The 14,286-nt window shown below is 69.9% G+C and carries 13 protein-coding genes and 2 tRNA genes; 8 read left to right on the top strand and 7 right to left on the bottom strand.

The features are described 5' to 3' along the window. Positions 1–28 precede the first annotated feature (28 nt). The 3 genes from ACYVJH_RS04560 to rnd all read right to left on the bottom strand — a co-directional run bounded on the left by ACYVJH_RS04560 (position 29) and on the right by rnd (position 1,435). Positions 29–105 (bottom strand) — tRNA-Arg (locus ACYVJH_RS04560). Positions 106–229: 124 nt separating this feature from the next. Further along, positions 230–305: transfer RNA gene (locus ACYVJH_RS04555), tRNA-Ala, on the bottom strand. 41 nt (positions 306–346) lie between these two features. After that, on the bottom strand, positions 347–1,435 hold the full coding sequence (gene rnd, locus ACYVJH_RS04550; RefSeq protein WP_460453458.1) for a ribonuclease D: 1,089 nt from the start codon (positions 1,433–1,435) through the stop codon (positions 347–349). A 94-nt stretch (positions 1,436–1,529) separates the two neighbouring features. Between rnd and ACYVJH_RS04545 the strand changes: the two genes are divergently transcribed. Further along, complete coding sequence (locus ACYVJH_RS04545) at positions 1,530–3,467, top strand: SUMF1/EgtB/PvdO family nonheme iron enzyme (RefSeq protein WP_460453457.1); 1,938 nt, start codon at positions 1,530–1,532, stop codon at positions 3,465–3,467. 6 nt (positions 3,468–3,473) lie between these two features. On the opposite strand, the gene phaR is transcribed toward ACYVJH_RS04545, so the two are convergent. Further along, on the bottom strand, positions 3,474–3,971 hold the full coding sequence (phaR, locus tag ACYVJH_RS04540; protein ID WP_460453456.1) for a polyhydroxyalkanoate synthesis repressor PhaR: 498 nt from the start codon (positions 3,969–3,971) through the stop codon (positions 3,474–3,476). Positions 3,972–4,055: 84 nt separating this feature from the next. After that, on the bottom strand, positions 4,056–4,943 hold the full coding sequence (gene gluQRS / locus ACYVJH_RS04535; RefSeq protein WP_460453455.1) for a tRNA glutamyl-Q(34) synthetase GluQRS: 888 nt from the start codon (positions 4,941–4,943) through the stop codon (positions 4,056–4,058). Between the two features lie 79 nt (positions 4,944–5,022). Here gluQRS and htpX point away from each other — a divergent pair, with 79 nt between their 5' ends. Then, the gene (gene htpX / locus ACYVJH_RS04530) at positions 5,023–5,910 is read left to right on the top strand and encodes a protease HtpX (RefSeq protein WP_460453454.1); all 888 of its coding nucleotides are present in this window, start codon (positions 5,023–5,025) and stop codon (positions 5,908–5,910) included. Between the two features lie 7 nt (positions 5,911–5,917). On the opposite strand, the gene ACYVJH_RS04525 is transcribed toward htpX, so the two are convergent. Next, on the bottom strand, positions 5,918–7,993 hold the full coding sequence (locus tag ACYVJH_RS04525; protein ID WP_460453453.1) for a GGDEF/EAL domain-containing response regulator: 2,076 nt from the start codon (positions 7,991–7,993) through the stop codon (positions 5,918–5,920). A gap of 99 nt (positions 7,994–8,092) precedes the next feature. After that, the gene (epmB, locus tag ACYVJH_RS04520) at positions 8,093–9,115 is read right to left on the bottom strand and encodes an EF-P beta-lysylation protein EpmB (RefSeq protein ID WP_460453452.1); all 1,023 of its coding nucleotides are present in this window, start codon (positions 9,113–9,115) and stop codon (positions 8,093–8,095) included. A gap of 43 nt (positions 9,116–9,158) precedes the next feature. Here epmB and efp point away from each other — a divergent pair, with 43 nt between their 5' ends. From efp to folE2, 6 genes are all read left to right on the top strand, one after another. After that, entirely contained in the window at positions 9,159–9,725 is a 567-nt protein-coding gene (gene efp, locus ACYVJH_RS04515; protein WP_339828590.1) for an elongation factor P, read from the top strand. Positions 9,726–9,729: 4 nt separating this feature from the next. Further along, positions 9,730–11,076, top strand: coding sequence for a TRZ/ATZ family hydrolase (locus ACYVJH_RS04510; RefSeq protein ID WP_460453451.1), 1,347 nt, complete (start codon positions 9,730–9,732; stop codon positions 11,074–11,076). After that, complete coding sequence (gene ubiG, locus ACYVJH_RS04505) at positions 11,073–11,783, top strand: bifunctional 2-polyprenyl-6-hydroxyphenol methylase/3-demethylubiquinol 3-O-methyltransferase UbiG (protein WP_460453450.1); 711 nt, start codon at positions 11,073–11,075, stop codon at positions 11,781–11,783. The genes ACYVJH_RS04510 and ubiG overlap by 4 nt, the downstream gene beginning before the upstream one ends. After that, positions 11,780–12,436 (top strand): phosphoglycolate phosphatase, encoded by a 657-nt coding sequence (gene gph / locus ACYVJH_RS04500; protein WP_460453449.1) that lies wholly within the window; start codon positions 11,780–11,782, stop codon positions 12,434–12,436. The genes ubiG and gph overlap by 4 nt, the downstream gene beginning before the upstream one ends. Further along, complete coding sequence (locus ACYVJH_RS04495) at positions 12,433–13,200, top strand: isoprenoid biosynthesis enzyme family protein (protein WP_460453448.1); 768 nt, start codon at positions 12,433–12,435, stop codon at positions 13,198–13,200. The genes gph and ACYVJH_RS04495 overlap by 4 nt, the downstream gene beginning before the upstream one ends. A 102-nt stretch (positions 13,201–13,302) precedes the next feature. Beyond that, entirely contained in the window at positions 13,303–14,277 is a 975-nt protein-coding gene (folE2, locus tag ACYVJH_RS04490; protein ID WP_460453447.1) for a GTP cyclohydrolase FolE2, read from the top strand. The last annotated feature ends 9 nt before the right edge of the window (positions 14,278–14,286 follow it).

Here is a 14,286-nt window from a genome sequence, read left to right as displayed (position 1 = left end):
TACTGGGGCCGCGGTGCGGCCTTGGGAATGGCGACCCCGACACGATTCGAACGTGTGACCTTCCCCTTAGGAGGGGGATGCTCTATCCAGCTGAGCTACGGGGCCTTGTGGCCTGCCGGGGGCGGGCCAGTGGCTTAACCCCGAGATTGTCTCACGGGCGACCGGGCCGGGGCCAACGGGCGGGCAAAAAGAAAGGGCCGGACGCGGGGTCCGGCCCTTTCAGGAATCGTGGTGGAGAGGATGGGGATCGAACCCACGACCTCATCGATGCGAACGATGCGCTCTCCCAGCTGAGCTACCCCCCCACGGAAGGTCCGGAAATTATAGGGGCATGTGGCGGCGAAGGCTAGCCATCGGCCAGCAGGGGGCCGAGTGCGGGTTCGAGCAGGCTCCGGCGCCAGCCTTCCAGTGCCGCCGGCCAGCCGCGGCCGGCCAGCAGCGCCTCGAGGTGCTTGCGCGCGCACAGCAGGCCCTCGGGCACGTCGTGTTCTGCGGCCACGGCAGCCACCGCCTGCTGCATGGCCTTGATGCGGGCCTTGTCCAGGCTGTCGCCTTCGGCCAGGGGCAGGTCGAGTTCGCCGTCGGCCAGGGGCGCCGAGAGCACGTCCCAGAGTTCGCCGCGCGCCTTGCGCGGGGCCTTGGGGTGGCGGTCGAGCACGGCGTGGAACTCCGAGAGGCTGCGCGGCGGGCGCCGCGACAGCGCCACGGCCAGTTCGTTGTCGAGCACCCAGGACTTGGGCTTGTCGCTGCGCCGTGCCTGCACCTCGCGCCAGCGCAGCAGCCGCGCCAGGCGGGCCTGGCCCTCCGCATCCAGGGTCTGGGCGCTGCGCAGCGCCAGGTGCGGGAACGGGTCGTCGGATTCGTCGGCGGCGTTGCGCAGGGCGCGCTCCGCATCCTGCTGCAGCCAGGCATGCCGGCCGCGCGCGGTCAGTTCGCGGTCGAGGAATTCGTGCAGGGCGTGCACATGGCGCACGTCGTCTGCGGCGTATTCCTTCTGCGACTCGCTCAGCGGCCGGCGCAGCCAGTCCGAGCGGGTCTCGCCCTTGGCCAGCTGCACGCCGGTGACCTGTTCCACCAGCTTCTGGTAGCCCAGGCCGGCCCCCAGCCCGCACAGCGCCGCCGCCACCTGGGTGTCGAACAGCGGTGCCGGCAGGGCCGCGCAACCGCGCTGGAGCGCCTGCAGGTCTTCACTGGCGCTGTGCATGACCTTGGTGATGGCCGGGTCCACCAGCAGGGGGCGAAGCGCCGCGTCCATGCCCGGGACCAGCGGGTCCACCAGCAGGATTTCACCCGGGACCGCCAGCTGCACCAGGGCAAGCTGCGGGTAGTAGGTGCGCTCGCGGATGAACTCGGTGTCCAGCGCCACCAGGGGCTGGCCGGTCCAGCGGGAGATTCGGTCGGACAGGTCGTCGGGGCGGTCGATCCAGGAAGTCACGGGGGTCCATTTGGTTGCCAGGAGCCGGCACCTTAGCCTAACTTCGGCTCGCCAGACCGAACCGAGGCCCCTGGGCGCCCGCGCCCGAGCACTGATGAGCAAGTACGCGAAAATCCTGCCGGTCGGGCTGCTGGCCGCCCTGCTGGTGGTGGCTTGTGGCGGTTCGCCGGAATCCGACGAGGCGGCCACCGGCGGCCCGGTGGCGCCGGTAACCGTCGACCCCGAGGACCTTGAGCGCGAGGTCGTGCTGGCGCCGCGGGCGGAAGAGGCCAGGGTGCCGGCGTGGACGCCGGAGATCACGCCGGTCCCGGCATCAGGCATCAGAAAGGCCCTGGCGGCCGCGGAAGACGCCGAAGAGGCGGGACGCCTGTTCGTGGAAGCCGTGGACGAGCCGGAACTGGCGCCGGTGGTCGCGGACGAGGCGGAGCCAAGCGGGGAAACCGATCAGGCGCCCCGTTCCCCGCCCGATCCCGGCGCGCTGGAGTTGCTGCTGGGCGTGCTGGCCACCGAAGGCGACAACGCCACTGCGCTGGCCGGCGTTGAACGCATCCTGGGCGAATTGATGCAGCGGGGCCGCATCGCCCTGACGGAGGGCCGCTTCGCCGACGCCGAACGTATTGAGCGCGTGGCCGCGCGGGCCCAGCCGCAGCATCCGGACCTGGCCGTCTACCGTGAAACCCTGGCCGCCGCGCGCCGCGCCCAGGACGCCGTGCGACTGGCCGAAGCCCGTGCTGTCGCCAACCGCATCTTCAAACCCGAAGGTGAAGGCGCGGTGGCGGCCTATCGCGAAGCGCTGCGCAGTTTTCCCGATTACCTGCCCGCCACCGACGGCATGGCGCGGCTGCAGGCCCGGCACCTCGACCGTGCGCTGGCCGCGGCGCAGGCGGGCGACTACCTGGCGTCCGAGCGGCTGCAGGCCGAAGCCGCCCGCATCGTTCCCGACTCGGCGGCGCTGCAGGACATGATCGCGCGCATCGTCGAGCTGCGGCAGGCGCGCACCGAAGCGCTTCTGGCCCAGGGCCACTCGGCCGTGGACGCCCTGGACCTCGAGCTGGCCGCGCGCCGCCTGGCCGAGGCCGAACAGGTTTCCCTGCAGGCCCAGGGCCTGGACGGTCTTCGCGAGCGCATCGAGCTGGCGCGCCATTACGGCCATTTCCGGCCAGGCCAGGTCTTCCGCGAGCCGCTGGCCGCCGGCGGCGAGGCGCCGGAAATGATCGTGCTCGCCTACGGCCGTTTTGGCATGGGCTCTCCCGAGGGCGAAACGGGCCGCCTGGAGAACGAAGGACCACGGCACGAGGTGGAATTCGAACGTGGCTTCGCCATCGCACGCAACGAAACCACGGTGGCCGAGTTCCGCGCCTTCGTCGAGGCCAGCGGGCACCGGTCGCTGGCCACGCGCCGCGGGCGCTCGACCGTCTACGACGAGAAGGGCGGCGTGATGGGCGAACACGGCCGCGTCGACTGGCGGCGCGACTACGCCGGTGCGCCAGCCACGCCGGACCTGCCGGTGGTGCATGTGTCCTTCGAGGACGCGCAGGCCTACGCCGCCTGGTTGTCGGCACAGACGGGCCAGCGCTACCGCCTGCCCAGCGAGGCCGAATTCGAATATGCCCTGCGTGCCGGCCGCAGCGAGCCCTGGCCCTGGGGAGTCGGCGCGCCGACGCGCGTGGTCGGCAACCTGACCGGCGACGGTGACCAATCCCGGCTCAAGCGGCGCTGGTCCAATGCCATCGAGGGTTACAGCGACGGCCACTGGGGCCCGGCCCCGGTGCGCAGTTTCCCGGCAGAAGCCTTCGGCACCTTCGACCTGGTCGGCAACGTCAGCGAATGGGTGCTCGATTGTTGGCACGACAGCTACCGGCGAGCGCCGCGCGATGGCAGTGCCTGGGTCAACCCGGGCTGCAGCGACCGGGTGATCCGGGGCGCGTCCTGGGCCAGCACGCTCGACCGCGCGCGCTCGGCTTACCGGCAGTCGACGCCCGCCGACACCACCAACGCCCGCGTCGGCTTCCGGGTCGTGCGCGAACTCTAGGGGGCGTCAGCGCCCGCGCGATTTCGGCGCGCGCTGCGATTTGCGGGGCGTGGGCGTGGTGCCAGTGCCGCCGCTGCCCAGACCCTGCTGGAACGAGCGCCACAGGTCCAGGTTGCGCTCGGCGAGTTGATTGAGCAGGGCCCAGGGCGCCTGGCCGACGATGCTGCCGATCTGGCCGCGGATCTGCTGCTGCTGTTCCAGGAAGAACTGCAGGCTGCGCTCGAGGAAATTGCCCAGGTGCCCCTGCATCGAATCGCCGCGGAAGCGAATGACCTGGGTCAGAAGTTCGGTGGTGAAGATCGGCTGCCCGTGCTCTTCATGCTCGGCGATGATCTGCATCAGCACCGACCGGGTGATGTCGTTCCCACTGCGCGCGTCGCGCACCACGAACGCCTCGCCGTCCACTATCAGCTGGCGGACATCCTCGAGCGTGATGTAGCTGGAAATCTCGGTGTCGTAAAGGCGGCGGTTCGGGTACTTCTTGATGATGCGGACATGCGACATGCAGGGCACCGGACGTTCGCGACGACGGACAGGTCACGGAGCATCCTCCACGTCACCCTGGGATGCAAGCAGCAGGCCAGTCCTTCACTTTTCCTGCACGGATTGCCAGCTGTTTTCACGTGGGGCGCGGTTCGGGTCGAACGCTGCGACGGCCGTCCGCAGCACCTGCTCGGGTGCGCCCGCGGCAGGCAGTTGGCCCGGGTCCTGGCCAAGGAATCGCCAGGCTGCGCGCAGCGCGGGCATCGGGTCCCGGCCATCCACCGGCAGGGACGCCAGAGATTTTCCAAGCTTGCGTCCGTCGCTGTCGCGAACCACGGGAAGGTGCGCGTAGTCGGGCGTCGGCAGGCCCATGCGGCCTTGCAGGTAAACCTGTCGAAGCGTCGAGTCGAGCAGGTCGGCGCCGCGCACCACGTGGGTGATGCCCTGGGCTGCGTCGTCCACGACCACCGCCAACTGGTAGGCCCAGTAACCGTCGGCGCGCCGGAGCACCACGTCGCCGACCTCGCGCCCCAGGTCCTGGCGGAATTCGCCCTGGATGCGGTCGAGGAAAGTCAGCTCGACATCGGGCATGCGCAGGCGCACCGCCGGCCGGCGGCCGGCACGCGCCTGGCCGACGCAGCGGCGGTGCACGCCGCCGCTGGCTTCGAGGTCGCTGCGGCTGCAGTGGCATTCGAAGGCGTCGCCCGAAGCCAGCAGGGCGTCGAGCGCGGTGGCATAGGCGTCGCCGCGGGCGGACTGGAACCAGGGCGCCTGGTCGGGCACCAGGCCGAAGTCGGCGAGGGTGCTCAGCTGCCCTTGGGCGGCGCCGGGAACTTCACGCGGCGGGTCTAGGTCCTCGATGCGGACCAGCCACTGTCCGCCGGCCTGGCGCGCGAACAGCCAGCTGCCCAGGGCCGCCACCAGGGAACCAAAATGCAGCGGGCCGGTGGGCGAGGGGGCGAAGCGGCCGCGGTAGGGGAGCTCGGTTTGCATCACCACTTGAATTTAACCGTCACTGCGTACATTTAACCCCAGAACGGCGGCCCCGCCGCCACCCCGCGAGAGAATCCCCATGTTCAAGCGAGTCGCCCTGTTCCTTGCCACCAACCTGGCGGTGCTGGTCCTGCTGGGCATCGTGATGAGCGTGCTGCAGAACGTGTTCGGCATCCGCCTGGGCAACAATGGTGTCCTGCTGATGTTCGCTGCTGCCTTTGGCTTCGGCGGCGCCTTCATATCCCTGGCCATTTCCAAGTGGATGGCCAAGCGCACCACCGGCCTGCATCTGATCACCGAGCCGCGCAGCGAAGGCGAGGCCTGGCTGCTGGCCACCGTGAAGCGGCAGTCGGAAGCCGCCGGCATCGCGATGCCGGAAGTGGGCATCTACGACGCGCCGGAAATCAACGCCTTCGCCACGGGCCCGAGCCGCAACAATTCGCTGGTGGCGGTCTCCACCGGCCTGCTGCGGGCGATGAGCCGGGACGAGGCCGAGGCGGTGCTCGCCCATGAGGTCAGCCACGTCGCCAACGGCGACATGGTGACCATGGCGCTCATCCAGGGCGTGCTCAACACCTTCGTGATCTTCCTCTCGCGCATCGTCGGCCGCGCCATCGACGCGGCGCTCAGCGGCAATCGCGACGGGGGTACCGGCCCGTTCTACTTCATCACGGTGCTGGTGCTGGACATCATCTTCGGCATGCTCGCCTCGGTGGTGGCGATGTGGTTCAGCCGCTGGCGCGAGTTCCGCGCCGACGAAGGCGGCGCCCGCCTGGCCGGCCGCGAGAAGATGATCGCCGCGCTCGAGCGCCTGTCGCAGACCTACGGTGAAAGCACCCTGCCCAAGGAGGTGCGCGCGTTCGGCATCTCCGGCGCCGTCGGCCACGGCCTGCGCAGGTTGTTCATGACCCATCCGCCGCTGGCCGAACGCATCAACGCCCTGCGCAACATGCCGGCGACGATCTGACCGGCGCTTAGCCGAAGTCGTAGTTCATCTGCGGACCGGGGGCGGCCAGGAAGTTGCCCTCGACGAAGTCCACGCCCATGCCGAACAGCACGCTCATGGTGCCCGCGTCGGACACGAACTCGGCCAGGGCCAGCTTGCCGGCGGCGTGGGCCTTCTCGACGATCTCGCGCACCTGTTTCTGCACGTCGGGATTCTTGCCCAGTTCGGTGATGAAGCTGCGGTCGATCTTCAGGATGGCCGGTTCGAAGTGGGTGAGCATCTGGAAGGAGTTCAGGCCGGTGCCGAACTGTTCCAGGGCAACCCGGCAGCCCAGGGCGGACACGGCCTTCTGGAAGGACTGCAGCGACTTGAGGTGGGTGAACACCTTCGACTCCGGGATCTGCAGCACCAGGCGCTCGCCGGCCACGCCGTGGGCCTTGAGCTGTTCGGCGATGTGGGCTTCCAGGCCGCCTTCGACCAGCGAGGCCGGCGTGATCTTGACGAAGAGGTTGGTGACCTTGCCTTCCTTGGCACGCTCGGCGATGACGCCGATGGCGTGGGTGATCACCCAGCGGTCGATGTCGTCGAGCAGGCCGTGCTCTTCGGCGATCGAGAGGTAGGTGACCGGCGGGATCACTTCACCGGCCGGACCCTTCATGCGCAGGTAGGCGTCGTAGTTTTCTTCCTCGGCACCGGTCAGGCTGATGATCGGCTGGTAGTGCAGCACGAACTGGTCGTTGGTCAGCGCCTCGCGGATGCGCTGCACCCAGGCCTGGATGCGCTCTTCCTCGGCGCGGTCGCGCGCGGCCGGGTCGAAGATCTCGGTGCGGTTGCCGCCCATGCCTTCGCAGGACGCCAGGCACTGGCTGGACTTGGCCATCACCTGGGTCACCGAGGCAATGCGTTCGCCGATCTGCACGCCGCCGACGCTGACGCTCAGGTTCACCGAACGTTCGCCCAGCTCCAGGATGTGGTCCTTGAAGGCTTCGCGGATGCGGTCGGCCTGGGCCTGGCTCTGGTTGTGGTCGTGGTCCTGGCAGAGCACGGCGAACCCATGGTCACTCATGCGCGCCACGAGGGTGTGCTCGTCCAGCGAGCCCTTGAGGCGGTCGGCCACGCCCTTGATCAGTTCGTCGGCGGTGGCAAGGCCAACCTCGGACAGCAGGTTTTCGTAGTGGTCGGGTTCGATCAGCAGCAGCGCCTGCTTGCCCTTGCCTTCGGTGGCCCGCATCACGGCGGACTCGAGTTCCGTCATGAAGTGCTGGCGGTTGAACAGGCCGGTGAGCTGGTCGCGCTGGCGCAGCGAATCGAGCTCGGCCACCATGTCCGCGTCCACCGTCTGCTGGCGGAAGACGATCTGCAGGCAGCTTTCACCTTCGTAGGTCGCCGGGGTGAATTCCATCACAGCGTCGAACACGCTGCCGTCGGTGCGCTGGGCCTGCAGCTCGAGCTGGCGCGGCGGAGCCTCGCCCTTGCTCATCTTCTTCAGGACCTGGCGGAAGTTGTCGGCATGCTGGGGCGCGATCAGGTCGAGAACGGTCAGGCCTTCGATCTCTTCGAAGTCCTCGAAACCGAACATTTCCAGGTAGGCGTCGTTGGCGCGGATGTGCATGCCTTCGTGCACGTAGGCGATCGGGTCGCGCGAAGAGGCGATGAGCGCGTCGCAGCGACGCTCGGTCTCGCGCAGCGCGGCCTCGAGGTGGCGCAGGCCGCGGCGTGCGTGCAGGGCGGAGAATTCCGAGCGCACCACCGCCTGCATGTGTTCGGCGCGGCCGCGGATGGCGACGTCGCGGGTGCCGGCGGCAAGTGCCGCCAGCGCGACCTTTTCATCCAGCGTGGTCACCGAAGCGATGACCGGGATGTCCTTGCCGGTTGCCGTGACGCGCTCGAGCACGGTGGCCAGCGGCAGGTAGTCGGCTTCGAACGCGGCGATGACGATGTCGATGCTCTGCTTGCCGAGCAGCTCGACCAGTTCGTCTTCTGATTCAGGGCGCTGCGGGCGCACTGCCATGCCGCCATTTCGCAGGTGGCTGATGATTTGCTCGGCGTCGTCCAGGCGGTCTTCCACCAGGAGCAAACGGATCACGGCATCCTGCTGTGCCATCCGGGGCACTCCTTTACGTATCAATGGCTTGCACGGGGGGATTGAGACAATACCAGAATGCCGGCGGGGGCAACATCCTGGACCTTCGGGCGGGACGGACTAAAGCGGGGTCTTGGCGGGCGCGCCGGCCACCTCGCGCACCAGCCGGGGCACCAGGTAGCCGGGCAGGCTGGCGGCAAGCTGGTCGTGCAGGGCCCTGGCGCGCTCGTCGGGCACCTCGAAATGGGCGGTGCCGGCCACGCGGTCGAGCTGGTGCAGGTAATAGGGTAGTGCGCCGGCGGCGAACAGCCGCTCGGACAAGTCGGCCAGCGCCGGCAGGGAGTCGTTGACCCCGCGCAGCAGCACGGCCTGGTTGAGCACCTGGGCGCCGCTGCCGCGCAGGCGCGCCAGGGCGTCGGCGACGGTGTCGTCTATCTCGTTGCCGTGGTTGGCATGGATGACCACCACCACCGGCCAGGGCAGTCCGGAAAGCCAGGCCAGCAGTTCGTCGTCCACGCGTTCGGGCAGTACCACCGGCAGGCGGGTATGCAGGCGCAGCCGGCGCACATGCGGCAGGGTGGCCAGGGCCTGGGTGAACTCGGCCAGCTTGGCCGTGGACAGCGACAGCGGGTCGCCGCCCGAGAGCAGGACCTCGCTGACGCTGGTGTCGCTGGCCAGGTAGTCCAGGGCCTCGCGCCAGCCGCCTGCGGCTGCGGTCTGTTCGGCATAGGGGTAATGCCTGCGGAAGCAGTAGCGGCAGTGGATGGCGCAGCTGCCGGTGGCCACCAGCAGTACCCGGCCTCGGTACTTGTGGATCACGCCGGTGCCGCCGCTGGCGGCCAGGTCGCCGACGGCGTCGAGGCCGAAGCCGGGGGCGGGGCGGTCTTCGTCGTCCAGGGGCAGGACCTGGCGAAGCAGCGGGTCGTTGGGGTCGCCGCGGCGCATGCGCCCGACGAAGCCGAGCGGCACCCGCAGCGGAAAGCCGGCCATGGCTGCAGGGGACAGGCGCCCGGCCAGTTCGGGCAGGTCCAGCAGCGCCAGCAGGCGGGCCGGGTCGCGGATCGCGTCGCGCCACAGCTGCTGCCACCGCGCGGGCGGTGCCGGCGAGGCGGGCTGCAGGGCAGGGGCGGGGGCGGTTATCATAGGCGGCTACACCTATTGTAACCGGGACTTCCAGGAGCAACGCATGGCCAGCTATGGCATGAACGACGTCAAGAACGGCATGAAGATCATCGTCAACGGCGAGCCGTGCGTGATCACCGACACCGAGTACGTCAAGCCGGGCAAGGGCCAGGCCTTCACCCGCATCAAGTACCGCTTCATCAAGTCCGGCCGCACGGTCGAGCTGACCATGAAGGCCACCGACAGCCTCGAGGCCGCCGACGTCGTCGATACCGACATGCGTTTCCTGTATGCGGACGGCGAGTTCTGGCACTTCATGGACCCCGATACCTTCGAGCAGGTGCAGTGCGACGAAGCCGGCATCGGCGAGACGAAGAATTACCTCAAGGGCGAGGAAGACTGCGTGGTCACGCTCTGGAACGGCACCCCGATCTCGGTGCAGGCGCCGAACTTCGTCGAGCTCAAGATCGTCGAAACCGATCCGGGCGTGCGCGGCGACACCTCGGGCGGCGGCGGCAAGCCGGCCAAGCTCGAAACCGGCGCCGTGGTGCGCGTGCCGCTGTTCGTGAACCAGGACGAGATCATCAAGGTGGACACCCGCTCCGGCGAGTACGTCTCCCGGGTCAAGTGACCTGATGACGACGAGCACCGCGCCGCAGGCCTGCGACCTGCTGATCGAAGCCGGCTGGGTGGTCCCGGTCGAGCCTGCCGGCGTGGTGCTTGAAGACCACGCCGTGGCCATCGCCGACGGCCGCATCCTGGCCGTGCTGCCGCGCGAGCAGGCGCGGGCGCGCTTCAGCGCCGGCGAGGTGGTGTCGCGGCCCGAAGCCGCGCTCATCCCCGGACTGGTCAACAGCCACTGCCACAACCCGATGACGCTGCTGCGCGGCGTCGCCGACGACCTGCCGCTGATGGTGTGGCTGCAGGAACACATCTGGCCGGTCGAAGGCCAGGTGATCGGCCCGGAGTTCGTGGCCGACGGCATCGAACTGGCCGTGGCCGAGATGCTGCGCGGCGGCACCACCGCCTGCGCCGAGAACTATTTCTTCCCGGACGTGCAGGCCAGCACCTATTCGCGCCTTGGCTTCCGCGCCCTGGTGGGCCTGCCTGTCATCGATTTCCCCACCGCCTGGGCCCGCACCCAGGACGAATATTTCGACAAGGGCCTGGAAGTGCACGACAACTGGCGGCGCGACCCGCTGGTGTCGCTGTGCTTCGTGCCGCATGCGCCGTACACCGTCAACGACGCGGGCTTCGAACGCATCCGCATGCTGGCCGACCAGCTCGACCTGGTCGTGCACTGCCACACCCACGAAACCGCGCAGGAAAACGCCGACGCCATGAAGGCCCACGGCATGCGCCAGCTGGCCCGGCTCGACCGCCTGGGCCTGGTCAACGACCGCCTGATGGCCGTGCACATGACCGACCTCACCGATGCCGAAATCGCCCTGTGCGCCGAACGCGGCGTGTCGGTGGTGCATTGCCCGGAGTCGAACCTCAAGCTGGCCTCGGGTTTCTGCCCGGTGGCCAAGCTGCAAAAGGCCGGCGTCAACCTCGGCATCGCCACCGACGGCTGCGCCAGCAACAACGACCTGGACATGTTCGGCGAAATGCGCACCGCGGCCTTGCTGGCCAAGGGCGTGTCGGGCGACCCGTCGGCGCTGGACGCGGCCAGCGCGCTGCGTGCGGCCACGCTGGGAAGCGCCCGCGCCATGGGGCTGGGCGACAGCATCGGATCGATCGAGCCGGGCAAGCTGGCCGACCTGGCCTGCGTGGACCTGTCGCCGCTGGAAACCCAGCCGCTGCACCACGTCATTTCCCAGCTGGTCTACGCCACCGGCCGCCAGCAGGTGTCCGACGTCTGGATCGCCGGCAAGGCGCGCCTGGCGGGCGGCAAGCTGCTGGACATGGACACCGACGCCATCCGCGCCAAGGCCCGGCGCTGGCGCGAGCGTATTGCCGGCCTGCGGGGGGGCGCATGAACACCGCCAGCGCCAACGTCAGCCAGGCCGAACTCGACAAGTTCGGCGCCCTGGCGCGCCGCTGGTGGGACCCGCAGGGCCCGCAGCGACCGCTGCATGAACTCAACCCGGCACGCCTGGGTTACGTCGGCAGTCACGTGGCGCTGGCCGGCGCCCGCGTGCTCGACGTCGGCTGTGGCGGCGGCCTGCTCAGCGAAGCCATGGCTGCGTCGGGCGCCCGCGTCACCGCGCTCGACCTGTCGCCGGAGCTGATCGAGGTCGCCCGCCTGCACCTGCTCGAGTCCGGCCTGGACGTCGATTACCGCCTTCAGTCGGTGGAATCGCTGGCCGACCAGGCGCCCGGCAGCTTCGACGCCGTCACCTGCATGGAAATGCTCGAGCACGTGCCCGATCCGGGTTCGGTGCTGCGCGCCTGCGCCCGGCTGCTCAAGCCCGGCGGCGTGCTGCTGCTGTCCACGCTCAACCGCACGCCGGCCGCATTCGCGCTGGCCATCGTCGGCGCCGAATACATCGCCCGGCTGCTGCCGCGCGGCACCCACGACTACAAACAGTTCATCAAGCCCTCCGAGCTGGGCGCCTGGCTGCGCGCGGCCGACCTGCAGCTCCAGGATGTTTCCGGCCTGGCCTACGACCCGCTGCGCCGCAAGGCCTGGGTGGGCGGCCCGACGGCGGTGAACTACCTCGCCAGCGCGGTGAAACCCGGATGAGCAACACGCCGGCGGTCGTCCTGTTCGACCTCGACGGCACCCTGGTGGACAGCGCCCCGGACCTGGCGCAGGCCGCCAACCGGGTGCTGGCCGAACACGGCCGCGCGCCGGTCGCCTACGAACGCCTGCGCCAGGTGGTTTCCAAGGGCGGCCGCGCCATGCTGGCGGTGTCCTTCCCCGACCTGTCCGACGCGCAGCGCGAGCCCCTGCTGCCGGTTTTCCTGCGTTATTACGGCGAGGCCCTGGCCGAGCAGAGCACGCTCTTCGACGGCGTCGACGCCCTGCTGGCGGCGCTCGACGTGCGCGGCGTGCGCTGGGGCATCGTCACCAACAAGCCCGAAGGCCTGGCCCGGGGCGTGGTCGAAGGCTTCGGCTGGCGCCAGCGCTGCGCGGTGCTGGTCGGGGGCGACACGCTGCCCACGCGCAAGCCCGATCCGGCGCCGCTGCTGCACGCCTGTCGCCAGTTGGGCATATCGCCCGGTGACGCCCTGTATGTCGGCGACGACCTGCGCGACGTGCAGGCGGCCAAAGCCGCCGGCATGCCCTGCGTGGCGGCCCTGTGGGGCTACCGCGAGGACGGCGACGACCCGCTGCGCTGGCAGGCCGAGTTCGTCGCCGCCCACGCCAGCGAGGTGCTGGAGCTGCTGCCATGAGCGCCCCCCGCGGCGAGGCCATCGAACACTTCGTGGCCAAGTGGCAGCGGCGCGAGCCCGAGATGGCCCAGGCCGAAGTGTTCTGTCCGCCGGCGCAACGCACGCGCTACCGCGCCTGGGGCAGCCTGTTGCATGAACTGCGCGAGGCCGCCTTCGAACTCAGCGACCCGCGCGTGGCGGAAGTCAAAAGCCAGTGGTGGGCCGAAGAGTTGCTGGGCCTGGCCGAGGGCCGCAGCCGGCACCCGGTGACGGCTCCGCTGGCCGGCACGCCGGCCGACTGGCCGGCCCTGGTGCATGCCCTGGTGGCGCTGCCGGCGATGCCGGTACGCCCGGGAGACACCGCGGCGGCGCTGGCGCGCTTCGCCGCCATCGCGGCCGCCATCGCCGACACCGAGGCGCGCCTGTTCGATGCGGTGCCGGGTCCGCGCGATGCCGACGCCGTGGCCGTGCACCTGTTGCTGCACCGCCTTCCCGAGGGCCTGGCCGCCGACGACCAGGCCGGCCTGCCGATGAACCTGCTGGCCCGGCATGGGCTGACCGCCGCCCAGGTCGCGTCCGGGCAGGGCGAGCCCCTGCTGCGCGACTGGGCCGGCGAGCTGCTGGCCGCGCTGCCGCCGGCGTCGGCCCATCCCGGCCTGTACCGCCGCCTGCGCGGCGGTTTCGACCGGGCGCGGCTGGCGCGCCTGGCCGCCGGGCGGGGTTTCGACCCTCCCGGGCCCTTTGCCACCCTGTTGCGCGCCTGGCGCCTGGCCCGGCGTGCCTGAGATGCAATGTTGCGTCCCGATGCGCCGACTGGCCGCGTGACTTGACGTAGCCTGCACTGCCCCCCACCTAGCTTGTCTGCGACACGAATCAGGAGAGCCACCTTGGCCCCGAGCAACTTCGAGAACACCGCCCGCGTCCTGCCCGACGTGGCCAATCAACCCCGGCTGGCCCTGGCGGGCGCGCTGGACTGGGTGGGCATGGGCGAGATCGAGATGCCGGTGAGCCTGCAGGGCGACAACGGCCGCCAGGCCAGCGCTGCGGCACGGGTCAACGCGTTCGTCAACCTGACCCAGCCGGACGTGCGCGGCATCCACATGTCGCGCCTGTACCTGCACGTGGACAAGATGCTCTCCAGCGAACCGGTGACGCCGGCCTCGCTGCGCCGGCTGCTCAAGGACTTCCTGGACTCGCACGCCGGCCTTTCCGACCGGGCGATGGTCAGCCTGCGCTTCGAACACCTGGTGCGCCGCGCGGCGCTGGCCAGCGACAACAGCGGCTGGAAGGCCTACCCGGTGAACATCACCGCGGTGATGGACCGCGGCCACTTCGCGCTCGAACTGGGTCTGTCGGTGGCGTATTCGAGCACCTGCCCGTGTTCGGCGGCGCTGGCGCGCCAGCTCATCCAGGAACAGTTCGACGCCGACTTCGCCGCCGGCAAGCCGCTCGACCGCGAGGCCGTGATGGCCTGGCTGGGCACCGAGCAGGGCATCCGTGCGACCCCGCACAGCCAGCGCAGCCACGCCGACGTGAAGCTGCGGCTGGTGCCTTCGTTCCAGGATTTCCCGATCATCGAGGTCATCGACCGCATCGAGGCGGCGCTCAAGACGCCCGTGCAAACGGCGGTGAAGCGGGTGGACGAGCAGGCCTTCGCCCTGCTCAACGGCCAGAACCTGATGTTCTGCGAGGACGCCGCCCGCCGCATCAAGACCGCCCTGCAGGATGACGAACGCATCGCCGACTTCTGGCTGCGCGCCTCGCACCTCGAAAGCCTGCACCCGCACGATGCCGTGGCCGTGGCCACCAAGGGTGTTGCGGGCGGCTATTCGGCCATGCCCGAAGGCCTGGCCTCGCGCTGAGGCCACGCC

The sequence above is a fragment of the Arenimonas aestuarii genome, assembly GCF_054781715.1.
The sequence above is the reverse complement of the archived record's forward strand: the minus strand, read 5'-3'. Positions and strand labels throughout refer to the sequence as shown.